Consider the following 26074-nt stretch of genomic DNA (forward strand, 5'->3'; position numbering starts at 1 on the left):
TAGATTTGAGAATTATAACTGCACTATGGTTAAGAAATGTAAAACTATTTTTTCGAAATCGTCTACAATTAGTATTGCTTGTTGTTTTGCCATTTTTCTACTTGTATTTATTAAGCACATTATTTGAGAGTGTTTCGATCAACAATCATATACATTATGTCTTAGCCGGGATTGTCATTATTGTTGTTTTTCAAACATCGTTGAATATCGCAACCTCCACAATTGACGATATCGTTTCTGGTTATATGAAGGAGGTGCTGGTTAGTCCAGTGAAGCGAATTGAAATCGCGCTTGGACAAATTTTTGCCTCAACAACAATTGCCACATTTCAAGGGATGCTTATTCTAATCGTCGGCTCTTTTATTGGCATGACTTATCGCTCAATCTTTACTCCGCTTGCACTTATTTGTTATATGATTTTTGTCGGTCTGGTTTTTTCCGCATTTGGATTATGGGTTGCGACAATTGTCAAAAATGCACAAACCTTCCAGATTGCTTCTATAGCGATTACAACACCAATAACCTTTTTGTGCGGCGTTTATGTTCCGCTTAGTCTTCTGCCAAATGGCTTACAATATGTTGCCCTTATAAATCCAATGACGTATGCGACAGCTTTTTTCCGTACGATAAGTTTGGAAAAAATGTCTGTACCTGTAGATGAATTGTTATCAGAACAATTAGCCTTTCAGGTGAACAGTTTTATCATTACGCCACAACTAAGCATTATAATTGTTTTTCTATTTGGACTATTATGCTTAATTCTGGCGACAGCAGCTTTTTCGAAGGTGGACTTTACGTTGATTGATCGTTCAAACGTGCAAAAGGATATTTTCCAGCAATAGATTTTCTTGAAAGAGGAAGGGAGAAACTCGGTGCTTATAAAAATATTGCGAAGAGATTTGCGAAAGAAGAAAAGCATTACTAGTGTTTTATTTCTATTTGTATTTCTGGCAGCCATTCTTGCTGCCAGTGGAACAGGGATGATTAGTAAGTTATTTCAGTCGATGGACTATTTATTTACGAAAGCGGAAACCCCTCATTTTGTGCAGATGCATGCAGGAGAAATAAACAAACAGGAAATAGAGGATTGGGCAATGAACCATCCGTTTGTGAGCAAGCAGCAAACTGTAGAGATGCTTAACATCGATGGGACTAAGCTATTGCTTGGGAATAAGCAGGAGCCTGAAATAAACAGTGTCATGGATATAAGCTTTGTGAAACAAAACGAGGCATTTGATTATTTACTCGATCTAGAAAATGAGTTGATTCAACTTTCTTCTGGTGAAATCGCAGTTCCTGTTTACTATATGGTGCGTGATCAATTGCAAATAGGTGATGAAGTGAGCATTATAAATGGGAATGAAAGGATTACATTTACAATATCTCATTTTCTCCGTGATTCACTTATGAATCCTTCCATGGTTCATTCGAAGAGATTTTTAGTCAGTGATGAAGATTATCAACTATTGAAAGTTCATATAAAAGAGAGCGAATATTTAATCGAATTTCTACTAAAGGATATTGAGCAATTGAATAATTTTAGTCAGTCTTATCAAGAATCTCCACTGCCAAGCGGCGGGCCCACTCTTGATTACCAAACTTTTAAAATACTAAATGGTCTTACGGAGGGCGTTTTGGCAGTTACGATAATTTTTATTAGTTTACTGCTTATCGTTATCGCTGTTTTATGCTTAAGATTGACGATATTGGCAACATTGGAAGAAGACTATCGGGAGATCGGCGTTATGAAAGCAATTGGAATCAACCAAGCATACATGAAAAAAATATATATGAGCAAATATGTAGTCATTGCAGCAACCGCCTCCCTGTTTGGCTATCTTATGTCTCTATGGTTTAGCCCGCTGTTTACACGAAATATGGCTACTTATTTAGGATTGGTTCCAAGAAATATTGTCGATTATGGCACTCCTTTTGTGGCAGCTTTTTTAATATTTATTTTTTGCCTTGTCTGTTGCCGAATGACGCTAAGAAAATTTAATCATATTAGTACAGTAGAGGCGCTTCGGGCTGGGAAGACGGGTAGGATATCAAAAGGACAGGGTAATTTTCCTATCCATAAAAATCGGTTCGTTCCTATCAATCTTTTGCTAGCAATAAAAGATTTATTTAGTAGAGGAAGAATGTATCTATTATTATTTGTTGTTTACATTATCTGCACCTTTATCATGATTGTACCTGTGAATTTTTTGAATACAATACAGTCTTCCAGTTTTATCAACTATATGGGAATAGGAAAAAGCGACTTAAGGATTGACCTCCAGCAGTCTGAAGATATGAGCGCACGGTTTGGTGATATTCTCACCTATATTGAAAAGGATGCTGATGTTGAAAAATTCACTTCGCTAGTAGTAAAGCGGCTGAAAGTAGCCGGTAGTGATGGACGATTAGAAAATATGAATGTTGAGACAGGAGATATGTCCCTTTTCCCATTGGAGTATTTAAAAGGAAATATACCGAATAAAGAAAATGAAATTGCTCTATCGTATTTAAACAGTGAGGAGTTAAATAAGGACGTCGGAGATATTCTCCAGCTAGAGGTCAATGGCGAAATGAAAGATTTGATTGTAAGTGGCATTTATCAGGATATAACAAATGGAGGTCGAACTGCAAAAGCGATTTTTCCAACTGATCATGAACAAGCGATATGGTACGTTATTAGTTTGAATTTAGTGAATGATGTGGACGTTTCAGAGAAGATAAAGGAGTATACAAAAGTTTTTCACCCGGCTAAAGTAACAGATATAAAGGGTTATTTAGCAGAAACGCTAGGCGGTACAATTGAACAGTTAAGACTATTAACGATTATAGCGATTGTCATTACATTAGGAATCTCTATTTTAATTTCAACACTCTTTGTGAAAATGATTGTTGCAAAGGATTCATCACAAAATGCTATATTACGAAGTATCGGATTCTCGTTAAGGGATATTCAAGGGCAATATGTCATGCGACTACTTATAGTATTATTTGCAGCAATTTTATCCGGAACGATTTTGGCGAATACCGTTGGACAGAACTTTGTCAGTGCTTTATGGTCAATGCTGGGTGCTGCAAGGATTGAGTTTGTAATTAATCCTGTTCATGCATATCTTCTTTGTCCATTCCTTTTATTAATAGCTGTTACGGTTACAACACTAATCAGTACAAACTCAATTGCAAACAATAAAATTTCTGAGATGAATGCAGATTAATTAGGAGGGAAGTGAAGAATGAATACGATACTGGAAGCGAAGGAACTTACTAAATTTACGGGTGATAAAGAAAGTGGTCAAATATTAAAATCAGTGAATCTTCAGGTGAGCGAAGGAGAATTTGTTTCAATTATGGGTCCTTCAGGCTCTGGAAAATCAACATTGCTCTATAATATAAGTGGAATGGATAAGGCAACTAAAGGACATGTAAAATTAGATGGACAGGAAATAACGTTGCTCCCTGAAAAGGAATTGTCAAGATTACGATTAAATGAAATGGGGTTTATTTTTCAGCAAATCCATTTATTAAAAAATCTGTCCATTTTCGATAATATTGTTTTATCGGCTTATTTGGCGGAAAACAATAGTCGAGAATTGATAAATAAAAGAGCAATTGAATTGATGGAAAAAACAGGGATTTTATCACTGAAAGATCATGATATCACTCAAGCTTCGGGAGGGCAGCTACAAAGAGTTGCCATTTGTCGAGCGCTTATTAATCAGCCAAAAATTGTTTTTGCCGATGAGCCGACCGGTGCGCTAAATTCAAAAGCAGCAGCGGAAATCATGGAACTTTTAATTGAATTCAATCAGACAGGGACTGCTATTTTATTGGTGACACATGATTTAAAAGTTGCAGCCAAAACAGAACGGGTTCTGTATATGCTAGATGGAAATCTAGTCGGAGAAAAGAAGCTGGGGAAATATCAATTGAATAAAAATGATCTACGAGAGAGAGAAGAATTGCTTTCACGCTGGTTAGCTAAAATGGATTTTTAATATGAACGAGGTGGACATCGTGAGGTAAGTTAATTCACGTATGTCCACCTTTAAAAATTTGGATGGAAGCGAGCGAACGATTTTGTGAATGAGTTTTACGTCCAATGTGCACAAATATGCTCGGTTTATAGCATTTTTATTTTTTGAATTTACTTTCCTTTTTCTTAGCACGAAGTTGAGCCATTAGGTGCTCAACCGATTTTTTGGCCGAGTTTGTACTTTCTTCGTCTAGCTCCATTTTTATTATTTCGTTATTTTTTAACGTCAACGTTAACCACATTCCTGGAGAAGAACCTAATGGCAAGTGGTCGATCGGCTTTATATACTGTTTCTTACTTTCTTCAAGTAAGAGCACAGCATAGCTTTCTTCAAAGCGATCAATATAGGCTTTCATGTCAATTCACTCCTATACAAGCTAATCCTTCTTTTTTAATATCATCGACTCGTGCCGGTCCAATTCCATTAATCTTTTCCAGATCCTCAATAGAATAGTAAGGCCTTAAAGTAATTAAATCATGCGCCCGTTCTGGACCAATATGGACGATGTCTTCAATTTCTTCTGCTGTAGCAGTGTTTATATCGATGCAACTCTCATTAGCTTCATTTTGTAAGTCCGTTTTGCTTGGCTGCTCAAATGTCTTTTTCGCTGGTACTTGTCCGGACTTTTTTGTCTTTACCGTGTACGTTTTCCCATCGGTAGTAATAATAATTGTACCATCAACGTCTGTTCCATAAAGTGCAATTCCTGATTTTTTGATAAGGGATACGACTTCTTCATGGGGGTGACCATATGAGTTGCCGGTTCCAGCACTGTATATGGCGACCTCAGGTCGGACTGCTTGTAAAAATTCTTCGCTCGTAGAGGTAGATGAGCCGTGATGACCCAGCTGCAAAAAGGTTGCTTGTAATTGAGCACCACTTTCAATCATTTCTTTTTCGCTCTTTTTGTCTGCATCCCCTGTAAAAATAAAACGGACTTCACCAAATGTTATTTTCATGGAAATTGATTCTTCATTTGTCTTCCCACTGATTTCTTGTGGATATAGAATATCTATTTGTAGAGGTCCAAGCTCATAGCTTTCACCCATTCTTGGTTCAACATAATCAATGTCATTTTCATTTATTGCTATTAGGACACGCTGGAAAGTATCAGATTGACTTGTGTTGCCTGAAAACCATACCTCATCGACGTCAAATTGATTAAGCACTTGATCCAACTGCCCAATATGATCTGCATCTGGATGCGTGCCAATGGCGATATTGATTTTATCAATTCCAGCTTCTTCAAGATAGCTAACAACTTCATTTCCGGTGAAGTCTCCTGAGTCGATTAAAATTACATATTGCTTTTCGTTTTCTGTTACTTGAAAGAGAGTAGCGTCAGCTTGACCAACATCTAAAAAATGAACATTCAGTTCACCATTAGGAGAATGGTTTTTGTTCGATATATCTAAGTTTGCTGATGCTGGATTTTTATCAAAGTTGCTCGAAGGCTGTTGGACATTGCAGCCAACTAAAATTAGAATTACAGTGATCGAAATAAGTAAGTTTTTCAATTAAATCCTCCTGCTTGTATTATGCTCGTGATATTTGCCCGCACCCATTATTCTATCATATGAATGGTAGAAAAATGACCTATTCAGCGTTCTGATAGAAATCAAGATATTTGAATTTGCCTATGTCTCTTTTCTTTTTAATATAGATATAGGTAGCACGGGCAGGTTGAGTAGTGGGAAGGTGGTGGCGTTTTCCGCGGTCGAAATACCGCACGAACGACTGCTCGGAGGAGGATCGTGCGAACGCAAACCCTAGTGCGTAAATCAATGTAATTGAACCACAATTCCGTCAAGAAATGACAAATAAATATGGAGAGGGAGAAATGAAAAAACATTTTTTTCAGTGTACTTAATTTTTGTTTGGAGGTTGTTAATTGACACTTTCTGATTTATGTGATATTTAAATTATGGATGTTAGCACTCTTGAGGTAAGAGTGCTAAACTATCAAAAGTTCGGGAAGGAGCAAGGTTATGGAAAAGAGGCAGTTTCAGGCAGAATCTAAACGGTTATTAGAAATGATGATTAACTCTATTTATTCTCAAAAGGAAGTGTTTTTAAGAGAATTAATCTCCAATGCAAGCGATGCAATTGATAAAATTTATTATAAGGCTTTAACTGATGAGGAACTAACCTTTAACCAGGATGACTATTACATTAAAGTAGTGGCTAATAAAGATGATCGGACATTAAAAATCATAGATACTGGTATAGGGATGACGAAGGAAGAGCTTGAAAATAATCTTGGCGTTATTGCTAAAAGTGGCTCTTTAGCTTTTAAAACAGAAAATGAAATTAAAGATGGACATGATATTATTGGTCAATTTGGCGTTGGTTTTTATGCTGCTTTCATGGTTGCTGATGTTGTGACAGTTATAAGCCGAGCGCTTGGGAGTGATGAGGCTTATAAATGGCAATCAGAAGGGGCAGATGGCTACACAATCGAACGAACCGAGAAGGATGAAGTTGGCACAGAGATTATTTTAAAAATGAAAGAAAATGACGAAGAAGAATCCTATGATGAATATTTAGACGGGTATCGTCTGCAAACGATTATAAAAAAATACTCAGATTTTATTCGTTACCCAATTAAAATGGATCTCACAAAAAGCCGGAAGAAGGAAGGTAGCGAAGATCAATATGAGGACTATGTTGAAGAAGAAACCATAAATAGCATGGTTCCGATTTGGAGAAAAAATAAAAGTGAATTGACAACTGAAGATTATGAGAATTTTTATAATGAAAAACGCTACGGCTTTGATAAACCGTTGAAGCATATCCATATTAGTGTTGATGGAACGATTCGCTACAATGCAATTCTTTATATTCCGGAAAACATTCCATTTGATTATTATTCAAAAGAATACGAAAAAGGACTTGAACTGTACTCAAATGGAGTATTAATAATGAATAAATGCTCAGATCTGCTTCCTGATTATTTTAGTTTTGTAAAAGGATTGGTAGATTCTGAGGATCTTTCTTTGAATATTTCAAGAGAAATGCTCCAGCATGATCGCCAATTAAAATTAATCGCGAAAAACATTAATAAGAAAATTAAAGGCGAACTTCAATCTCTCTTGAAAAACGAACGGGATAAGTATGAAATTTTTTATAAAGCATTTGGAAGACAATTGAAATTTGGAGTGTACAGTGATTTTGGTGCGAATAAAGAAACCCTTCAAGATTTGTTGATGTTCTATTCCTCTAAGGAAAAAAAGATGGTCACATTGGATGAGTATATTTCCAGAATGCCAGAGGAGCAAAAGTACATTTATTATGCGACTGGTGAATCGATTGAACGGATCGAGAAATTACCACAAACAGAGCTGGTGGCTGATAAAGGCTATGAGATTCTTTATTTTACAGAGGATATTGATGAATTCGCTATCAAAATGCTCATGACTTATCAAGAAAAAGAATTTAAGTCTGTTTCCAGCGGTGACCTTGGTATTGAGGAAAATGAAACAGATACGGAGAGTAAAGACGAAGAGAATAAGGAACTTTTCAATGAAATGAAAGACATTCTTGCAGGGAAAGTAAAGGATGTTCGCGTTTCAAAGCGGTTGAAATCCCATCCGGTATGTTTAACAGCTGATGGAGAAGTAACGATCGAAATGGAAAAAGTCCTTAATGCAATGCCGGATAACCAAAATGTAAAAGCAGATAAAATTCTTGAGATAAACTCTAACCATGAAGTATTTGAAGCATTAAAGAATGCTTTTGCAAATGATAAAGAAAAATTAAGCTTGTATACAAATTTACTATATAATCAAGCACTTCTTATTGAAGGCTTGCCGATCCAAGATCCAGTTGAATTTACGAACGATATTTGTAAAGTCATGCTTTAAGATATGAACAGCCTCCCACGGTGGTGGAGGCTGTTTTTTATCTTCTAAATGAGTGTAAGGGGATAACTAAAAAATAGTATCGTATTTCCAAGTGGTTTGTTTTAAAAAGGCAGAAGACATCATAAATGGGATCAATTCGTTATTATCGCTATTTATCTGCTATTTTATATAATTCGGTCATCATCGTGGTAAAATGTTAAAATAACAATATTGCTGAATTGTGTTAAGTGAATTTTCACTTTTAATAAGTAAAACATTTGAATTTATTATTGTAAACTAGCAATATTGAAAGAGGAGTTCATTTTCTAAAAATTAAAAATTTATTAAAAAAATAGTTTATATTCTGACAAGCGTAATTTATAATAAAAAAGAACTACATAAATCTAGGGGGAATTATATGGAAGCATTTGTTAATTGGTTAAATGGGATTATTTGGAGCCCTGCGCTTGTTTATTTATGTTTAGGTGTAGGTCTAGTTTTCTCTATCGCAACAAAGTTTTTGCAGATTAGGCATATTGGCGATATGGGAAAATTAATGTTTAACCGCCAAGCATCAGATTCAGGAATTTCATCCTTTCAGGCGATCTCGATGTCATTAGCTGGAAGAGTCGGAACAGGAAATATAGCTGGGGTAGCAACCGCGATTGCGTTTGGTGGACCTGGAGCAGTATTCTGGATGTGGGCAATTGCTTTTCTTGGAGCAAGTTCAGGGTTTATCGAGGCAACGCTTGGGCAAGTATATAAAACAAAGCAAAATGGACAATTCCGCGGGGGACCAGCTTACTATATTGAAAAGGGACTCGGAATTAAATGGTATGCCATTTTATTTGCAATTGTGACCGTTGTTGCAACTGGTGCATTATTACCAGGCGTGCAATCTAACAGTATGTCTACGGCTGTAAATACAGCTTTCGGAATAAGTCCTTGGATTTCTGGAATTGCAGTTTGTGTAATTTTAGCTATTATTATCTTTGGTGGAGTCAAGCGTATTGCAAAAACAGCAGAGTTTGTCGTCCCAGTAATGGCTGTTGGTTATATTTTCGTGGCACTTATTATTCTCATTATGAATATTGATAGAGTTCCAGAAATCTTTGGACTTATCTTTTCGAGCGCATTTGCAATGAACTCTGCTTTTGGCGGTATTTTAGGTGCTGCAATTTCATGGGGAGTTAAACGCGGGGTTTATTCAAATGAGGCAGGGCAAGGTACAGGACCACATGCTGCCGCAGCTGCTGAAGTTTCTCATCCGGCAAAGCAAGGGCTTGTGCAAGCATTTTCTGTTTACATTGATACATTGTTTATTTGTTCAGCTACAGCGTTCATGATTTTAATTACAGGAATGTACAATGTTACACCTGAAGGTGAAGAAGCAATTGTTGTTAACTTAGCGGAAATGGAACCAGGACCAGGGTATACTCAGTCTGCGGTTGAATCTGTAATGCCTGGTTTCGGAGCACCGTTTGTTGCCATCGCTTTATTGTTCTTCACATTTACTACGATTATGGCATACTACTATATGGCTGAGACAAATTTAGCATATATTAACCAAAAGGTAAGAAGGGTTTGGTCTGAGTACCTTTTAAAATTTATTTTTATTGCGATGGTTCTCTATGGTAGTGTCAAGACGGCCGATGTGGCATGGGCTCTAGGAGATGTAGGGGTTGGAAGTATGGCTTGGCTCAACATTATAGCTATCCTTCTTTTAGCAAAACCGGCGCTTGCTGTACTTAAAGATTATGAAGAACAGAAAAAAGCTGGAAAGGATCCTATCTTTGATCCAGTCAAAGTTGGCATTAAAGGAGCTGACTTCTGGGAGAAGGAATACAAATACCCTGGGGCTGATGGTAATAAAACGACAGCAACTTCCGGATCATCAGTAGACAAATAAAGTGAAATGAAAAGGCGCTCATTTGTGTGCGCCTTTTCATATTTCATTGTTCTAAAATCCGAAACATTAATATTTTGCTTTTGTGGCAAGTTTTTGATTATGTTTATCATCAATTAAACGTTCAATACGCTCAAGTTCTTTTTTATCGGTTAAAATTTCTTGTTTATTTCGGCTAATTAATGTTTGCATGGATATAAATTGTTTTCTCATGTTTTTGCTCCTTTCTTTCGAGAAATTTGTCGAAAAATAGTATATGATAAATATATCAAAATTTTCAGAAATAATCAAATGACTAGTCGTGAAAACAAGAATATTTACTGAGAATTTACAAAGTTAATAATCCGTTAACCACCTTCCGCAAATTTGAAAAAAAGCTTTGCAAAGACTGAGCATTGGTAAAGTGGCGTGAAATCAAAAAAAAGAAATAGCCATGCTCTGTAGTAACTTGCTATATGTGGTGGAATGCATGAAGTTTTGAGGAATTGATACCGGATAAAGTATCAATGAAGAAAGACAGGAAATTTTCCTGTCTTTTATTAAGTCGCCATTACTTGACCACCGTTAACATGCAGTGTTTGTCCTGTAACAAATCTAGAGTCGTCCGAAGCTAAATAAACAAAGGTTGGGGCCAATTCAAATGGCTGACCTTGACGTTCCATCGGATTTCCAGCAAGTGTTACCTCGTCAGAAGAGAAACTAGCCGGAATTAGTGGTGTCCAAATTCTTCCAGGTGCCACGGCATTAACACGAATCCCTTCTTTTACGAGGCTATTGGCTAGGGCCCTTGTGAATCCAACGTTTGCAGCTTTCGTGGCTGTGTAATCGATTAATTGGTCAAATCCTACATAGGCGACGACAGAAGCAGTGTTAATGATCGAGCTTCCAGCTTTTAGATGAGGCAGGGCAGCTCGTGTTGTATAAAAGTGAGAGTAAATATTTACTTTGAAGGTATCGTCAAATTGTTCATCACTTATATCGAGTAAACTTAATTGTTGAAATTGAATTCCAACATGATTGCAGAGGATGTCAAGTTTTCCAAATGCAGCGATTGTTTTTTCGACAATATCTACACATTGCTGCTTTTTTCGTAAATCTCCAGGTAGGAGAATACACCTTTGTCCTAATTCTTCGATTCTATTTTTGGTGCGATTGGCATCTTCATGTTCATCTAAATAAGCGATGGCAACATTCGCTCCTTCTTTGGCGAAAGCGATCGCGACTGCAGCACCAATCCCACTATCACCACCAGTGATGAGTGCAACTCTCCCTTTTAGTTTTTCGCTCCCTTTATAATGAGGATTTTCAATAATTGGTTTTGGTACCATGTATTTTTCTTCTCCAGGTTGACGAAATTGCCGCTGTTCCGGTACGGTAATGGGAATTTCTTGAAATTGTGTAATTCTTCCGTAGTTAGGGTACATGGGATAATCGTTCAAATTTTCTTTTTGTGACATGATGGCCTCCTAAAAAACATTATTCTGAGTTACAGTATGAAACTGAAGTAAATTAAGTGCATTCGTACTGGCTCATTTTAAACCGGTAACGAATACCGTGATAACAAATTGGCGATGGAGGGAAGAGGAAGTGAATGATTATAATCAAGAAGTTACTTATTTACTTGTAAATGAATCAGAGGGAACAGTAGAGGTATTATATGGAAATCAATCATTTGAGTTGCCTTTAATAGGAAAAAGGCCGCCATATTATGCGTACCCTAGATATGAACCGAATTATCCTATTATATAGATAAGAGAAATTGACTTTTAGCTCGTCATATTTACACCTAGAGCACCGGTGAGAAAGCAGGCTTAAACAGCCCCGTTTTCAAAGCGTTGAATATCGTCATTTTCACCAATGACAATGAGAATGTCCCCAGAATAGACGACTTCTTCAGCAGATGGGGAGACAATTATGTCTCCTTCTCTCTGAATGCCAATAATATTACATCCATACTTTGCTCTTACATTTAATTCAGCGATTGTTTGTGCGTGTATTTTGGCTGAAGCCAAAATTTCTACAATGCTGTGTTTTTCCGAAAGTTCAATATAGTCAATGACTTTGTCTGATATGATATGGTGTGCAATCCGTTTAGCCATATCCTTCTCTGGGTGTATTACCCGGTCAGCACCGATTTTTTCCAGTACTTTACGATGATAATGATTTACTGCTTTTGTCCACACTTTGTTAATCCCTAAATCCTTTAATAATAGAGTTACAAGTACACTTTTTTCAATATCATTGCCCAGAGAGACGATGGCATGATCCATGTTTTTTATGCCGACCTCTTTTAATCTTGTTTCGTTCAGGGCATCAGCATGAACGGCATATGTAGCAAATTGTTCGTATTTTTCGACCCGCTCTTTATTCTTATCGATTGCCAAGACGTCAATGCCAAGTACACTAAATTCTTCAACAAGACTTCCACCGAAGCGCCCTAAACCAATTACGGCAAATTGCTTTTTCATATTAATCCTCCTCAAAATTGTTTTCCTATAGAATTTCCACTAAATGAAATTTTTATCAAACATTTGATTATTCAGAATATTATAATAGAGAAGGGGTGGATGCTAATGGATCAATCAGTGAAAGAAGGCGAGCTTCTTTGGAAGCCTTCAGATGATTTGCAGAAACAGTCTAATATGGCGGATTATATGAAGTGGCTACAAACAAATAAGAATCTCCATTTTAAAAATTATGAGGATATGTGGAAATGGTCTGTCACTGAGATCGAATCATTTTGGGAATCTTTATGGGAGTACTTTTTGATAAAATCTACTACAGGTTATTTACAAGTATTATCAGAGCGGAAAATGCCGGGAGCTAAATGGTTTACTGGAGCTAAAGTAAATTATGCAGAGCATATATTTCGAAATTATCATGAAAATGATATAGCTATCCTTGCAAAATCAGAGCTTCGTCCATTAGAAGAAATGAACTGGGCAACTTTGAAAAAAAATGTAGCTTCCTTTGCAGCAGGTCTCAAAAAAAATGGAATTAAAAAGGGAGACTGTGTTGCTGCTTATCTTCCCAATATTCCAGAAGCAATAATTGCTTTTTTAGCATGCGCAAGTATCGGTGCAGTGTGGTCAAGTGCTTCACCGGACTTTGGAGGTCCAGCCGTAATTGAGCGCTTTAAACAGATAGAACCAAAGCTTCTCATTGCTGTTGACGGATACCGTTACGGTGGCAATGATTTTAATCGAATGAAAACAGTAAGAGATATTAAGAAATCGATCCCGACGATTGAAATGACAGTATTGCTACCATATTTGAATGAAAAATTAACATGTGATGAATGTAAAGGCATCATGCTCTGGGAGCAGTTCATTACTGAAGTAAATGATGAGGCATTGCAGTTTCTTCCTTTAGCATTTGATCATCCGTTATGGATCTTATTTTCATCCGGTACGACCGGAACTCCGAAAGCTATTGTTCAAGGTCATGGTGGCATTTTGCTGGAGCATCTTAAACAATGTGTATTACATATGGATTTAAAAAGAAAAGAGCGTTTTTTTTGGTTTACAACCACAGGATGGATGATGTGGAATGTTGTAGTAAGCGGTCTACTCGCAGGCGCAGCTATTGTACTTTATGATGGTAGCCCTGGATTTCCTACACTTGATAACCTATGGCAACTTGCCGCTGAAACAAAAATCACTCTATTTGGAACAAGTGCAAGCTTTCTTCTTTCTTGTATGAATAAACAAATTGAGCCTTCCAAATTTAATCTTTCCCATTTAAAAACAATTGCTTCCACAGGTTCACCATTGCCAGTGGAAGGGTTTTCGTGGGTTTATAGTTGTGTAAAACAAGATTTATGGTTATCCTCTGTCAGTGGCGGAACAGATATTTGTTCAGCGTTTGTCGGTGGCTCACCACTATTGCCTGTCCATGCTGGAGAAATTCAATGCAGAGAATTGGGAGCAAAGGTCGAGGCATTCAATGATGATGGCGAAAGTGTATTGAATGAAGTTGGAGAGCTTGTATTAACAGAGCCAATGCCATCAATGCCCCTCTACTTTTGGAATGATCAAAACGGTGAGCGCTATTATGATAGTTATTTTGCCTTTTATTCAGGGGTTTGGAGACATGGGGATTGGATAAAAATATTTTCAAAAGGCAGCTGCCAAATATATGGTCGTTCCGATTCTACTATCAATAGGGGAGGGATTCGGATAGGGACAAGTGAAATATATCGTGCAGTGGAAGGCATGGAAGAAATCGCCGATAGTCTTGCTATCGATGTAAGCAATAACATTCTGCTATTTGTTGTCTTAGAAAAAGGAAATTTATTTACGGAGGCTTTTGTAACAAGGGTTCGCAAACAAATTCGCCAAGTTTGCTCCCCGAGGCATATCCCCGATCAAATTTATGAAATTACGTCGGTTCCGCGTACTTTAAATGGTAAAAAATTGGAAGTTCCGATTAAAAGGATACTTACGGGAACACCTGTTTCAAAGGCGGTTAATACTGGCTCATTAAGTAATCCTCATTCACTAGATTTTTTTATCAAGCTTGCAGAGAAGATTCAAAGCCCAGATTCTTAATAGGGAACTGGGCTTTGAATTCAGATGTCTGGTTCTATACGTTAGTTCTTAATTTCTGCAGCATAGCTCGATTGAAGACTAACAACGCGATTAATGGCATCAATATAGGCGCTCGCACTGGCAAAAATAATATCTACATGTATAGCTCTACCTTGATATAAGGCTTCCTCATGTTTGATTTTAACAAAGACTTCCCCAATAGAGTCTTTCCCTCTTGAAATGGATTTAATTTTGTAATCAATCAGTTCAGCCTTTATGTTAAGACCTTGATCAATCCCTTTATAAATTGCATCGATAGGACCATTACCTTCTGCGATTCCTTCTATAACATTGCCGTCTTCTTTCAAAATATGAACGAAAGCTCGATAGTCTTTGTTTGCTAACACTTGCAGACTAAGATCTTTAAATGTGTAGGTGGAGGACTGCTCACCTGATTTCGTTTCCAGTAGAGCGATGATATCCTCATCAAAAATCTCCTTTTTGCGATCAGCTAGCTCTTTGTATTTTGTGAATACTTCCTTTAATTGTTCTGGCGTAATGGAATATCCAAGCTCCTCATAACGCTTTTTTAATGCGTTTCTTCCAGATAGCTTTCCGAGAACAAGCTTTGTTTCAACAAAACCAACACTCTCAGGCTTAAGAATTTCATATGTTGTTTTATCTTTAATGACCCCATCCTGGTGAATCCCAGATGAATGGGCAAAGGCATTATTACCAATCACTGCTTTGTTTGGGGGCACGCTTATTCCAGTAAGTCTGCTAATAAGTTTGCTTGTTTTGGCAATCTCTGTTAGGTTGATGCCCGTTTCTTTTTGATAATAATCTTTTCTTGTTTCAAGAAGGGCTGCAACCTCTTCTAAAGCAACATTACCAGCTCTTTCACCTATACCGTTGACACAGCCTTCCACTTGCAGTGCGCCAGCTTTAATGGCAGCGATGCTGTTGCTTGCTGCCAAGCCTAAATCATCATGACAGTGACAACTAAGTCTTACATTTTCAACGCCTTTTGTATGTTCAAGAATATATTGAAAAAGTTGAGCATACTCTTCAGGAGTTGTATAGCCAACCGTATCTGGAAAGTTTAATACAGTTGCACCAGCCTCAATGACATGTTCTGCGACCTCTCGTAAAAATTCAAGTTCTGTTCTAGTGGCATCTTCACAGGAAAATTCTACATGTTTAAAATATTGTGCTGCATAAGAGACACATTCAACTGCTTTTTTGATAACTTCCTCTTTTGACATAAATAATTTTTTCTCGCGATGAATGGGGGAAGTAGCGATGAAGACATGTATCCCCACGTTCTCAATTCCGGCAAAGGCGTTGATGACAGCATCAATATCTCCTTTATTTGCTCGTGCTAAACTAACAACGAGCGGTTTTGTCACTGCGTTTGCAACGGCTCTGACTGCTGCTGCGTCACCAGGAGATGCGGCAGCAAAACCGGCTTCAATGACATCAATTCCAAGCTGTTCCAAGCGAAGTGCGATTTCAACCTTTTCCTCTTGATTTAAATTTACACCTGGTGTCTGCTCTCCATCTCTTAAAGTTGTATCAAAAAAATACACTCTTTCATTCATTGCAATTACCTCCCAATTGTTATGTACTGGCTTTACTCATTTGTTATGTTCAACACCATTGTTGCAAAATTATGGTCTCTCATCATACAGCAGACAACAGTATTAAATAACATAAATACAAATAAAAAAATCTTAACTACGATATTGAGGGACGAGCATACTCGTGGTACCACCCTCATTTACTGCTCCTCACGGAAACAGCCTTCGCAAGTTAAGATTTAACTTCACAAATTAACGATTGTGAATCGTTTCTTCCTACTGTTTTCAGAAGAAAGTTTCAAAGGCGAGTTGGAAAAAATCCTTCACCTGTTTGCACCAACCACAGGTTCTCTAGAGAAGAAAACATTTTCCTGCTCCTTATCATCAACTTTTTTACAATATTTAAAATTCGAAATTTTAAAATATAATACTACATAAAAGAAAGAAATGCAATACATGATTTATTTAAAGTGTTAAATTATTTATTTGAAGTCACAAACTATATATCACAACAGTGGGGAATAAATGGGAGTAGTATCGATGGGTGAGGAGAATGAAAAATGAAGAAAATTTCTTGTGAAAAAGTTGTGATTTATTGTTACTAAAGTGTTAAGTTCTAATTGGGTTATGACGAAAAAAGAGGTTACAAAATAGAGATAAGAATGAATAATCCTAAAGAGCCAAAATCAGAAATTGCAAAAAAATATTTCACTATAATAGAGAAAAAATTGAATTGTTAGATAATTCGTGCTATACTTAATAAAAGTTAAGGAGTTGATTTCCCATGAATAAGGATTTGCTTAAGTTACCCGAACCGTCAATTGAGGAGCAGTTGTCAATGTTAGCAGAGCAGGTGTTAAACGAATCTTTGATTTCCTACAGAAAAGAAAAGCTAAAGAAGGAAATCGACAAATCCTTACAAGAACGTAACAAAGAGGAATTCCTTCGACTATCTTCAGAGTTAAAAAATATTTCTTAACATTTTCGACAGTCTGTATGACAGGCTGTCTTATTTTTTTACATATATTGTTATTTTTGAGGGGATGATAGTTTTGAGGTGATGTCATGGTCAGAAAAATAATTTTGTTTGTTATCATGCTCTTTTTATTTATTTTCAGCTTTCAAGTAAATGCAAAATCGCTCCAAATTGAAATTTTCCATATTAATAAAGGTAAGGTTATAAAAGAAGAGCCAAGCAATGACCATATTCAGCAAGAAGTGGTGGCAATTCTAGAAGGGATTACAGATGTATATCGTGGATTTGAACCGATACCGCAGAAAGGTTATATGATAAAGATTCCGTTGGAAAAAGCAGTTGAAATAAAAAACAAATGGTTAAACACATCGGTTAATGAGGTCATCATCATTTTCCCGGAATATGAAAATCCTCACATAATGGTCTTTGGCACTGAGAATAGTCATTATTTCTTTCATTTTGATACTTCTGTTGATGAAATTCTTTCAGAGTTAGGACTGCGGTTTAAAGGGCAGAGAAAGGAATAAAAATTAGAAAACAATCGTGCCCACCTCGTGTAAAGCGAAAATGGACGGGCACGATTAAAATGAACTTATTATGACAGAACCATTTTTAATAAATAGTGAGCAAAAGTTTCAGCTAATTGTTCGCCGGTTTTTTCCCCCTCAGGATTATACCACTCTTGAATCCAGTTCAGTGCTCCTAAAATAATCATTCTGACCATTTTAATGTCTATGCTTTGAAATTCCTTTTTCTCCATTCCCTCATATAAAATTTGATCAAAATAAGCTGCATACTTTGTTCGTGATTTCAGTATTTCATGTAAATATTCATCGGTGAAATGCTGATTGGGCTTATCCATCACCATAAAAATCGATTTTTCATTGGTTGCCAGCAATATGTGAGCTTTGACAGCTTTTTCTAGTTTTTCTTTCGCTGTTATGGGGCTGCTTGTAATTTCCTCCATATTTTGAATACTTTTATTCATAATCATTTGATGACAATGAAATAGAAGATCGTCTTTATTTTTGAAATAATAATACATGGATCCTTTCGTCATTAACAGCTTTGCTGCAACTTCCTCCATTGTTGTACCATGATAGCCCTTTTCAGCAAATACTGCAGCGGCAGAGCGGAGGATCTCTTCTTTTTTCTTAGCAATTTTTCTTTCTTTAAAAGAGGACATCTTAACTCTCCAATCTTTTTCTATAATTTTTTTGTTACTATTATAAAACCATATAAAAAACGATTATTAAAGTGAAATATGTAAAATTATCAGAAATAGCACCATTTTATGAAAATAATGTTCTGATTTAAACTAATGATTAATAAATTATTTATTGTAAAATAATTGAATATTGTTTTAATTTTGATAATTTATCCTGGTAAAGGGGTGAACTACTTTGTCCATGCCATTAAATGGAGTGCGCGTATTAGATTTAACGAGACTGTTGCCTGGGCCATATGCTTCGCTATTACTAGCAGATTTTGGAGCTGATGTAATTAAGATCGAAGAGCCTAATTTAGGTGATTATGCCCGCATGTATGAACCGAAATTTACTCATTCTAGTGCTATGTTTCATTCGCTAAATCGCAATAAGAGAAGCGTTGCTCTTAATCTTAAAAGTGAAAAGGATAAAAAAATATTTCTAAACTTAGTAAAAAGCGCTGACGTTCTATTGGAATCATTTCGCCCAGGAGTGATGGCAAAACTTGGGCTTGGATACGAGGATTTAAAGGCCGTAAATGAAAAATTAATATATTGTGCTATTACAGGCTATGGTCAATCGGGCCCGTATAAAGATGTTCCTGGCCATGATATCAACTTTTTAAGCCTTTCAGGATTATTAAACTTGCAAGGGGAGCAAGGGGGACGTCCAATAATATCACCTGTGCAAATTGGTGATATTGGTGGCGGTTCTTTAATGGCAACGATTGGAATTCTCCTTGCCCTTATAGATGTTAGGAAAACAGGAAAGGGGCAGTTTATTGATATTTCTATGCTTGATGGAACAATATCATGGCTGCAGGCCATTCTACCTGAATATTTTACGATAAACAAAGAGTTTCCGAGAGGGGGACATCGATTGAATGGTGGGCGAGCATGTTATCAAATTTACGAAACAAAAGATAGCAGATTCTTATCTGTTGGTGCACTGGAATTTAAGTTTTGGGAAAAATTTTGTTGTGTTATTGATAAAAAGGAGTTTATTCCCTATCATGAGGCTTCAAATGAAGAACAAGTGAAAATGATAAACGAAATTCAAGCGAGTATTAAAGAAAAAACGTTACAAGAATGGGAGCGGCTATTTGAGCATGTCGATGCTTGTGTATCACCAATTTTAACTTTGGAGGAAATGCTCGATCATCCGCAAGTTAAGCATCGGCAAATGATCGAAGAAGTATATGATCCACAAGGGGGGGTGATGAGACAAATCGCTAACCCGATAAAACTATCAAGAGCAAAGGTCAAGGTTGTTCGTCAAGCTCCTTCTCTTGGCGAAAACAACGAAGAGATCATTTATGAATTAAAAAATATATGAGTGAATCTAGACCGTGACAAACTGAAATTTTCGGGTTTGCCTACGGTTTCTTTTCTTTTCACAATAGAATGGATGATTCATTATGTAAGCTCTCGGAAAAAGGAAGATAGCACGGGAATGTCTTGAGTTAATTGGGTAGTTTTTAACATGTACGCTTTCGTTGTTGTAAAGTCTATCTACGTTTGTCTGAAAGTAGTTAGACTTTACAACATCATTTTTTTCCTAAAGTGTAGTTTGTCATCATTTTTTCTTAGGTCGAAAACGATAACCTTTGAGCTTGAAGAAAAATTCTATCAAATCACCTTTCGTCGATTCGAACTTTAAAGGTTCCTAGCGGTGTCACTGCTTCTCTTTTTACCACCATCTCCACCAGTTTTTTCTTTTTGCTTTTCCTGCTGCCACTTCTCGATAAGTTGAAAGCATTCCTTGAAAAGCTTCTTCCCGATCCCGTATATCTTGTGCCGATTGCTGCAGTTCATTGACTTTATTAAGGATTGTGTCTTGTTTTGCTTCTAGTGTTCCTACTAATCGTTTCACGTCTCTTCTTGAATCCGTCATCGTTCTCGATACTTTTCTCCAGGTAGTATGATGTTCTTTTGTTGTGAAGGCAGAGGTTTCGTTTAACTTTTCTTCGATTTTTTCGAAAGTATTCTGTGAAGAGGCAGCAACCTGTTCAGATAAGGCTTCGAAAGATTCGGAAGTGTGTTCTGATGCTTCGCTGATGGCATTCGAAAGTGCTAGGAGTTCGCCTTTACGTTTATCATTTGCCCGTTGAATTGATTTTGAGATTTCTTTAATAGAATGAAGGGAGGAGGATGCAATCTCCGCCTTAAGATTTTCCGTTAATTGCTGTTGTTTGAATGTCAATTCCTGTTTGATTTCATTGACGATATCTTGTTTGTATAAATCCATGATCGAGTATACATCAGAAGCATGTAATTGAGAGGGCAACTCTCTTTCATTCTGTTCAATGGAGGGTACGGGTAATCGTGTTTCGAAAGATTCGGAAGTATGCTCGGAATGGTTTGCAAAGTGTTTTTGTAATAATGTGCGGATCATTTCTTTACTGACATTTTGTTCACGCATTTCTTTTACCTTTTTTAATAAATTGATTTCGTTTTCTGTGAAAAATCGCGCTCCTTGTTTTGTACGTGGAATTACTAAAAGACCATTAAGATCCTTTTCCCATTGTCTAATCGTACCAGTAGGAATATTGATTTTTTTTGAAACCTCTTTAATTGAATAAGCTCTTACCATTTTACTCGTTTGCATATTTTCAATCCTTTCCTTCATTTTGTTATACACTATATTCTGCTGTAAGGTGTTCATTTTCCTGCCATGTGACAAAACCTATCAAAAGAAGAAAAGAATCTGCAAAAAATTTACGGTATCATCTGAAGTTGCAACTTATGGGATATGCTATAATGGAACTTCAAATGCTCCTACAATGGCTTCATTATTTCTCGGGAAAGCGCAATACTTGACATTTCCCGCCATTTTGACCTTCTTATTTGGGATTTACTGTTTTATTAGAGTAGAATTATCTGAAAATTTATGTATTTTCGAGATAATTTGTCGGAATATGTATTCGATTAATGGATGCAAACACTTTAAATGCATAATGTTTTTTTTCTGTAACATTACAGAGTATCATATGAATTAGAAAATATTTAAAAAAAGAGGTGACTGTTGTGAAAGCATTAGTCCATGAGGGAAAAACAGGAATAAATGGTCTTTCATATCGAGAGATAGAAGAAGATGCGCCAAAGGCAGGAGAAGTTAGAGTAAAATTAATGGGTGCAGGGTTGAATCATCGGGATTTATTTACTTTGACTCGTCATAAAGAATCAGATCCGCCTCTCATTATCGGTTCAGATGGAGCAGGAATTATTGAAGCGATTGGAGAGGGAGTGACAAATGTAAAAATTGGTGATGAAGTAATGATTAATCCTGGGTTAGGTTGGCAAAAAAAGAGCGATTCACCACCACCGGGTTTTGAAATCATTGGTCTTCCTTATCATGGTACATTTGCAGAAAAAATTGTCATACCCGCTGAAAATGCTGTACATAAACCGGAATATTTATCATGGGATGAGGCAAGTGTTATATCATTAGCGGCTCTAACCGCATACCGGGCTCTTTTTACGAGAGGAAAGGTCAAAGCAGGATTAAAGGTGTTTATTCCTGGAATTGGAAGTGGAGTAGCAACATTTTTATTGCAGTTCGCAAAAGCGGCCGGAGCAATTGTGTATGTAAGCTCTCGCTCAAAGGAAAAGTGCGAATGGGCGATGCGAATGGGAGCTGCGAAGGCTTTTGACAGCAATGAAGATTGGAGTATAGCTCTCGCTGGAGAAAAAATGGATTTGATTATTGAATCTGTGGGTGCAGCAACGTTTAATAAATCGCTCGATCAGCTGCGATCAGGAGGAACAATTGTCACATTTGGTGCTTCTGCCGGTGATATCGTTCAATTTGATTTGCGAAGATTCTTCTACGGTCAATACAACATGTATGGATCTACGATGGGAAGCGGTGAAGAATATAGAGATATGTTACAATTTATGCAACAACATGAGCTCAAGCCAGTGATTGATAAAATTTATAAATTGAGCGATTTCAAAGATGCATTTGAGAGAATGGAGAAAGCGGAACAGCTTGGAAAAATAGGGTTTTCAATTGCATAAAGAAGTGAAAGGATTCCTCCCTTTTTATCAGAGTGTCGACAACAGGCTTAAGGATGAAATGCTTGAGCCTGTTGTCGATCTTTGTAAAATTACCCTAAGCGGAGAGTTCCTCTAGTTTATAACTGGCGGAATTAATGGAAAATTTAAATCTTTCAGTATAATATAAGGGGATAGATTATCGTATAAAAGACTGCTGTACTGATGATGGTATTAAAAGAAGGGGTTGTATATGAATGATATCTTTAAAAGGGATTACATTAAAGAGAAATGGAAATGTAATCATAAATGAGCTTGATTGGCATATTGAAAAAGGTGAGCATTGGGTTCTATTTGGGCTAAATGGGGCAGGAAAGACAGCAATTTTGAATCTTTTAAACGGCTATCATTTTCCAACAAGTGGTAGAGCGATTGTTTTCGGGAAAGAGTTTGGGAAAGTCGATATTCGTGAATCGATTCGGCGTAAAATTGGCCTAGTTTCATCATCTCTACAGGAACGTTTTTATAAAACAGATAGCGCTTTTGAAATTGTTTTAAGCGGTGCATTTACATCAATCGGGCTATATGAAACCCCCACTGACGGCATGCGTCAGAAGGCAATCAATTTATTAGAAAGTCTTGGCAGCATTGAGTATGCTAATCGCCAATATTCATCCTTATCACAAGGTGAGCGGCAACGAATTTTAATTGCACGTGCACTTATGAATGAACCAGAACTACTTATTTTAGATGAACCGACAAATGGTCTTGATTTTATCGCAAGAGAACACTTATTAGAGACCATTGAAGAAATTGCCTTAAGACGCTCTGGACCGACTTTGATTTATGTGACCCACCATGTAGATGAAATTTTACCAGTTTTTGAGAAAACATTGCTTTTAAAAAAAGGCAAAGTTTTTTCGTCTGGTAACACAGTTGAGATGATCTCACAATCTGTTTTATCAGCGTTTTTCAATGTCGAAGTGGAAGTTCATTGGCATAATAACCGACCGTTGATTACGAAAAGAGAGAAAGCTATCCCTCAAATGTAAGGATAGCTCGTTTTTAAGCCCGACTGCTTCTTAAGATGATCATGTAGATTAAAATAGAGATGAACACTGACACTGCTGAAACAAGATAAATACTGCTATAGCCAAACAAATGGGCAATTTGACCAAAGCAGATGGCGCCGATCCCAACCCCTAAATCAAAGAAAGAGAAAAAGGTGGCATTTGCCATCCCTCTACGATGTGGAGGAGATTCTTTAACAGACCAAGCTTGTAAAGCAGGTTGGACTGTGCCAAATCCTAGCCCATACAATATTCCTGCGCTATAAAGGAGATAGCTGTTGGGCAGCCATGCAAGTAGAACCATAGCAATGATAATGAGTAAAGTACCCGGGATATATACAGCGCGATGACCTTTTCTGTCATATAATCTACCTGCGAATGTTCTTGAGACAAGTAATGCAAGTGCATATAGAAGGAAATACCATTCGATCCCAGAAACCCCTTTTTGTAATGCATAGATAGGCAAGAATGATGCAATGCCACCAAATGTGACCGTGATAAAAAAGAGTAATAACGAAGGGGGAATAGCAGTTTTTTCAAAAAGATCCCATTTTTTATGAGCCACTGTAATAGGCTCAATTTTTTTATAACGAATAAAAGAAGCAAGAATAATGGAAACAAGTCCGAGTAGGGCGCATATTAAAAATAATTGCGTGAACGATATTTTTCCTGCTAATGCTAGTCCAAGCGTAGGACCAAAGGCTAAAGCAATATTTCCTGACAGTCCATAATAACCCATGCCCTCTCCACGTTTATTGGCTGGAATCAAATCAGTCGCTATCGTTCCAGATGCTGTTGTTGAATAACCCCATCCAATTCCTTGAACGACTCTCATAATAAAAAGAAAAAATAAACTGTGTACTAGACCGTATGTAGCGACGGACAAAATAAAAATGGCCAAGCCGGTGATAAAAACAAATCTTCTTCCCTTTGTCTCAAGTGCTTTTCCGGCAAATGGACGCATGACTAAGGCAGAGAATGTAAAGATCCCGACAACCAATCCAATTAATTGATCGTTCCCACCAAGCTCTTCAACAAATAAAGGTAAGGTCGGTAAGGTCATTTGAAAACCAAGAAAAATAAAGAAATTTGAGAATACGATTAAGGAGAAATCCTTCGTCCAAATTTTCTCAGATTGTATATGTGCATTCGCTGCTTCTTTTGGAAGTGATTGGCTCATGTAAAGCTCCTTTCTATCTAATATTTAGAAACCCTAAATATTATATTACATCATTTACAATAAAAATCCATAAAGGTGCTTATTTTTTTCCAGTTAGCCACAATTATTCCTCTCTAAAAATACAAATGTTCACTACAGATAGAAAAAGTCTTGATTCTTTCTTCATTTAGGGTGATAATAAGTACTAAATTTTAGTATTTGCAAACGAAAATTAAATTAACAGGGGATGTCTGGAATGAAAGTGGTTAAGTTTGGAGGCTCTTCTTTAGCAACAGGTGCTCAACTTGAAAAAGTTTTAGCAATTGTTAAATCAGATCCGGCAAGGAAGATAATCGTCGTATCGGCGCCTGGGAAGAGGTATGCAGAAGATATTAAAGTGACAGATTTATTAATTGAATGTGCAATAAAAGCACTGAGCGGAGAGGATGCTACAAAACTAGTTTCATTAGTTGTAGAGCGATATGCAAGCATTGCTCGTGAACTGGATTTGCCCATAGAAATCATTGATGAAATTCGCTCCCATCTCTTAGGGTTATTGAATAGTAGCCAAGAAAACCAAAATCAATTTATTGATGCGATTAAAGCAAGTGGTGAGGATAGCCACGCTAAGTTGGTAGCGCAGTTTTTTTTGAATAGAGGGATTGAAGCACAATATATTAATCCAAGGGATGCCGGTTTGTATGTGACGAATGAAGCTGGTCATGCTCAAGTTCTTCCAGATTCATATGAACATCTATATTCATTAAGAGCAAGGAGCGGAATTTTGATTTTTCCAGGATTCTTCGGTTATACGAAAGAGGGCGCAATTGCCACCTTTTCTAGAAGCGGTTCAGATATAACAGGTTCTATACTAGCTCATGGAGTGAAAGCAGATTTATATGAAAATTTTACTGATGTCGACGCTGTTTATTCAGTAAATCCAAATATCGTGGAGAATCCAAATGAAATATCAGAGCTCACTTATCGAGAAATGCGTGAATTATCCTATGCCGGTTTTTCAGTTTTTCATGATGAAGCGCTAATCCCTGCATTCCGCGCAGGTATCCCGGTTCAGGTAAAGAATACGAATAATCCCTCTGCACCTGGTACAAAAATTGTTCATCATCGAGACAAATCGACTGGTCCTGTTGTAGGTATTGCCAGTGATAAAGGATTTTGCAGTATTTATGTAAGCAAGTATCTTATGAATAGAGAAATTGGTTTCGGCCGGAGACTTCTTACTATTTTAGAAGAGTATGAGATATCATATGAGCATATCCCTTCTGGAATTGATGAGGTGACCATTATCTTAAGGCAAGATCAACTCCATCCAGAATCAGAAGAGGAAATTTTAGAGCGGATTAAAGATGAACTTTGTGCAGATGAGGTGAAAATTGAACATAATCTTTCGCTCATCATGATTGTAGGAGAAGGAATGAAACAAAATGTCGGGATTACGGCAAGAGCAGCGCAAGCTTTAGCAAGCGCAGGGGTAAATATTGAAATGATTAATCAAGGTTCATCTGAGGTCAGTTTAATGTTTGGTGTAAAGGAAGCCAATGAGAAAAAGGCAGTGAAGGCAATATACGAAGAATTTTTTGCACCAGTCCTTATTTAAATGGGTCCACAAAGACAACACGTTCTCGTGTTGTCTCAGACTGTAGACAAACTCGATGAAAATCGAGTTTTCCTACAGTCTTTTTTGTTTTAGAATAAAGGTAGAAACAATACTTGGAGTGATGAAGATGCTTTCGAAACATAATTCCATTCAACGTGAT

The 26074-nt window shown here is 36.9% G+C and carries 22 protein-coding genes and 1 other annotated feature; of the genes, 13 read left to right on the forward strand and 9 right to left on the reverse strand.

From position 1 onward, the window contains the following. Positions 1–5 precede the first annotated feature (5 nt). The 3 genes from PZE06_RS13285 to PZE06_RS13295 are packed head-to-tail and all read left to right on the forward strand — an operon-like array spanning position 6 to position 3992. On the forward strand, positions 6–842 hold the full coding sequence (locus PZE06_RS13285; RefSeq protein ID WP_150916335.1) for an ABC transporter permease: 837 nt from the start codon (positions 6–8) through the stop codon (positions 840–842). A 30-nt stretch (positions 843–872) separates the two neighbouring features. Further along, entirely contained in the window at positions 873–3212 is a 2340-nt protein-coding gene (locus PZE06_RS13290) for an ABC transporter permease (RefSeq protein WP_225310685.1), read from the forward strand. Positions 3213–3230: 18 nt separating this feature from the next. Continuing rightward, the gene (locus tag PZE06_RS13295) at positions 3231–3992 is read left to right on the forward strand and encodes an ABC transporter ATP-binding protein (RefSeq protein ID WP_150916337.1); all 762 of its coding nucleotides are present in this window, start codon (positions 3231–3233) and stop codon (positions 3990–3992) included. A 136-nt stretch (positions 3993–4128) separates the two neighbouring features. On the opposite strand, the gene PZE06_RS13300 is transcribed toward PZE06_RS13295, so the two are convergent. Together PZE06_RS13300 and PZE06_RS13305 are read right to left on the reverse strand one after the other, a co-directional pair. Beyond that, a complete protein-coding gene (locus PZE06_RS13300) occupies positions 4129–4386 on the reverse strand; it encodes a DUF3006 domain-containing protein (protein ID WP_150916339.1) in 258 nt (85 codons plus the stop codon). Position 4387: 1 nt separating this feature from the next. Beyond that, complete coding sequence (locus PZE06_RS13305) at positions 4388–5548, reverse strand: MBL fold metallo-hydrolase (protein ID WP_150916341.1); 1161 nt, start codon at positions 5546–5548, stop codon at positions 4388–4390. Positions 5549–6019: 471 nt separating this feature from the next. On the opposite strand from PZE06_RS13305, the gene htpG reads away from it, so the two are divergent. Both htpG and PZE06_RS13315 read left to right on the forward strand, forming a co-directional pair. Then, positions 6020–7894 (forward strand): molecular chaperone HtpG, encoded by a 1875-nt coding sequence (gene htpG / locus PZE06_RS13310; protein ID WP_150916343.1) that lies wholly within the window; start codon positions 6020–6022, stop codon positions 7892–7894. Positions 7895–8291: 397 nt separating this feature from the next. Next, positions 8292–9782: an alanine/glycine:cation symporter family protein gene (locus PZE06_RS13315; protein WP_150916345.1), complete on the forward strand. Its 1491-nt coding sequence runs from the start codon at positions 8292–8294 to the stop codon at positions 9780–9782. A 66-nt stretch (positions 9783–9848) separates the two neighbouring features. On the opposite strand, the gene PZE06_RS13320 is transcribed toward PZE06_RS13315, so the two are convergent. Both PZE06_RS13320 and PZE06_RS13325 read right to left on the reverse strand, forming a co-directional pair. Next, complete coding sequence (locus PZE06_RS13320; RefSeq protein WP_150916347.1) at positions 9849–9992, reverse strand: FbpB family small basic protein; 144 nt, start codon at positions 9990–9992, stop codon at positions 9849–9851. Between the two features lie 326 nt (positions 9993–10318). Beyond that, complete coding sequence (locus PZE06_RS13325) at positions 10319–11236, reverse strand: SDR family oxidoreductase (protein WP_150916349.1); 918 nt, start codon at positions 11234–11236, stop codon at positions 10319–10321. Positions 11237–11366: 130 nt separating this feature from the next. Here PZE06_RS13325 and PZE06_RS13330 point away from each other — a divergent pair, with 130 nt between their 5' ends. Then, the gene (locus tag PZE06_RS13330) at positions 11367–11528 is read left to right on the forward strand and encodes a hypothetical protein (RefSeq protein ID WP_191963232.1); all 162 of its coding nucleotides are present in this window, start codon (positions 11367–11369) and stop codon (positions 11526–11528) included. A 62-nt stretch (positions 11529–11590) separates the two neighbouring features. On the opposite strand, the gene PZE06_RS13335 is transcribed toward PZE06_RS13330, so the two are convergent. Continuing rightward, positions 11591–12247 (reverse strand): potassium channel family protein, encoded by a 657-nt coding sequence (locus tag PZE06_RS13335; RefSeq protein WP_150916351.1) that lies wholly within the window; start codon positions 12245–12247, stop codon positions 11591–11593. A gap of 105 nt (positions 12248–12352) precedes the next feature. Here PZE06_RS13335 and PZE06_RS13340 point away from each other — a divergent pair, with 105 nt between their 5' ends. Then, positions 12353–14329 (forward strand): acetoacetate--CoA ligase, encoded by a 1977-nt coding sequence (locus tag PZE06_RS13340; protein WP_150916353.1) that lies wholly within the window; start codon positions 12353–12355, stop codon positions 14327–14329. Between the two features lie 41 nt (positions 14330–14370). Here the strand turns inward: PZE06_RS13340 and PZE06_RS13345 are convergent, their stop codons facing one another. After that, the gene (locus PZE06_RS13345; protein WP_150916355.1) at positions 14371–15909 is read right to left on the reverse strand and encodes a 2-isopropylmalate synthase; all 1539 of its coding nucleotides are present in this window, start codon (positions 15907–15909) and stop codon (positions 14371–14373) included. A gap of 144 nt (positions 15910–16053) precedes the next feature. After that, positions 16054–16282 (reverse strand) — a binding site (T-box leader). Positions 16283–16672: 390 nt separating this feature from the next. Here PZE06_RS13345 and PZE06_RS13350 point away from each other — a divergent pair. Both PZE06_RS13350 and PZE06_RS13355 read left to right on the forward strand, forming a co-directional pair. Further along, the gene (locus PZE06_RS13350; RefSeq protein ID WP_150916357.1) at positions 16673–16867 is read left to right on the forward strand and encodes an IDEAL domain-containing protein; all 195 of its coding nucleotides are present in this window, start codon (positions 16673–16675) and stop codon (positions 16865–16867) included. Positions 16868–16953: 86 nt separating this feature from the next. Further along, positions 16954–17391 carry a hypothetical protein gene (locus tag PZE06_RS13355; protein WP_150916359.1) on the forward strand — a complete coding sequence of 146 codons (438 nt, stop codon included), beginning with the start codon at positions 16954–16956 and terminating at the stop codon, positions 17389–17391. Between the two features lie 68 nt (positions 17392–17459). On the opposite strand, the gene PZE06_RS13360 is transcribed toward PZE06_RS13355, so the two are convergent. Further along, a complete protein-coding gene (locus PZE06_RS13360; RefSeq protein WP_150916361.1) occupies positions 17460–18050 on the reverse strand; it encodes a TetR/AcrR family transcriptional regulator in 591 nt (196 codons plus the stop codon). A 223-nt stretch (positions 18051–18273) separates the two neighbouring features. Here PZE06_RS13360 and PZE06_RS13365 point away from each other — a divergent pair, with 223 nt between their 5' ends. Next, positions 18274–19407, forward strand: a complete 1134-nt coding sequence (locus PZE06_RS13365; RefSeq protein ID WP_191963233.1) for a CaiB/BaiF CoA transferase family protein — start codon at positions 18274–18276, stop codon at positions 19405–19407. A 354-nt stretch (positions 19408–19761) separates the two neighbouring features. Here PZE06_RS13365 and PZE06_RS13370 read toward each other — a convergent pair whose 3' ends face one another. Further along, complete coding sequence (locus PZE06_RS13370) at positions 19762–20679, reverse strand: MerR family transcriptional regulator (protein WP_191963231.1); 918 nt, start codon at positions 20677–20679, stop codon at positions 19762–19764. A 419-nt stretch (positions 20680–21098) separates the two neighbouring features. On the opposite strand from PZE06_RS13370, the gene PZE06_RS13375 reads away from it, so the two are divergent. Together PZE06_RS13375 and PZE06_RS13380 are read left to right on the forward strand one after the other, a co-directional pair. Beyond that, positions 21099–22091 carry a zinc-binding dehydrogenase gene (locus PZE06_RS13375; protein ID WP_150916367.1) on the forward strand — a complete coding sequence of 331 codons (993 nt, stop codon included), beginning with the start codon at positions 21099–21101 and terminating at the stop codon, positions 22089–22091. A 233-nt stretch (positions 22092–22324) separates the two neighbouring features. Then, positions 22325–23119 carry an ABC transporter ATP-binding protein gene (locus PZE06_RS13380; protein WP_150916369.1) on the forward strand — a complete coding sequence of 265 codons (795 nt, stop codon included), beginning with the start codon at positions 22325–22327 and terminating at the stop codon, positions 23117–23119. A gap of 13 nt (positions 23120–23132) precedes the next feature. Here PZE06_RS13380 and PZE06_RS13385 read toward each other — a convergent pair whose 3' ends face one another. After that, positions 23133–24317, reverse strand: coding sequence for an MFS transporter (locus tag PZE06_RS13385; RefSeq protein WP_150916371.1), 1185 nt, complete (start codon positions 24315–24317; stop codon positions 23133–23135). 235 nt (positions 24318–24552) lie between these two features. On the opposite strand from PZE06_RS13385, the gene PZE06_RS13390 reads away from it, so the two are divergent. Beyond that, the gene (locus tag PZE06_RS13390; RefSeq protein WP_150916373.1) at positions 24553–25914 is read left to right on the forward strand and encodes an aspartate kinase; all 1362 of its coding nucleotides are present in this window, start codon (positions 24553–24555) and stop codon (positions 25912–25914) included. Positions 25915–26074: the final 160 nt, after the last annotated feature.

The organism is Robertmurraya sp. DFI.2.37 (genome assembly GCF_029211245.1).
Classification (GTDB): Bacteria; Bacillota; Bacilli; order Bacillales; family Cytobacillaceae; genus Robertmurraya; species Robertmurraya methanolica_A.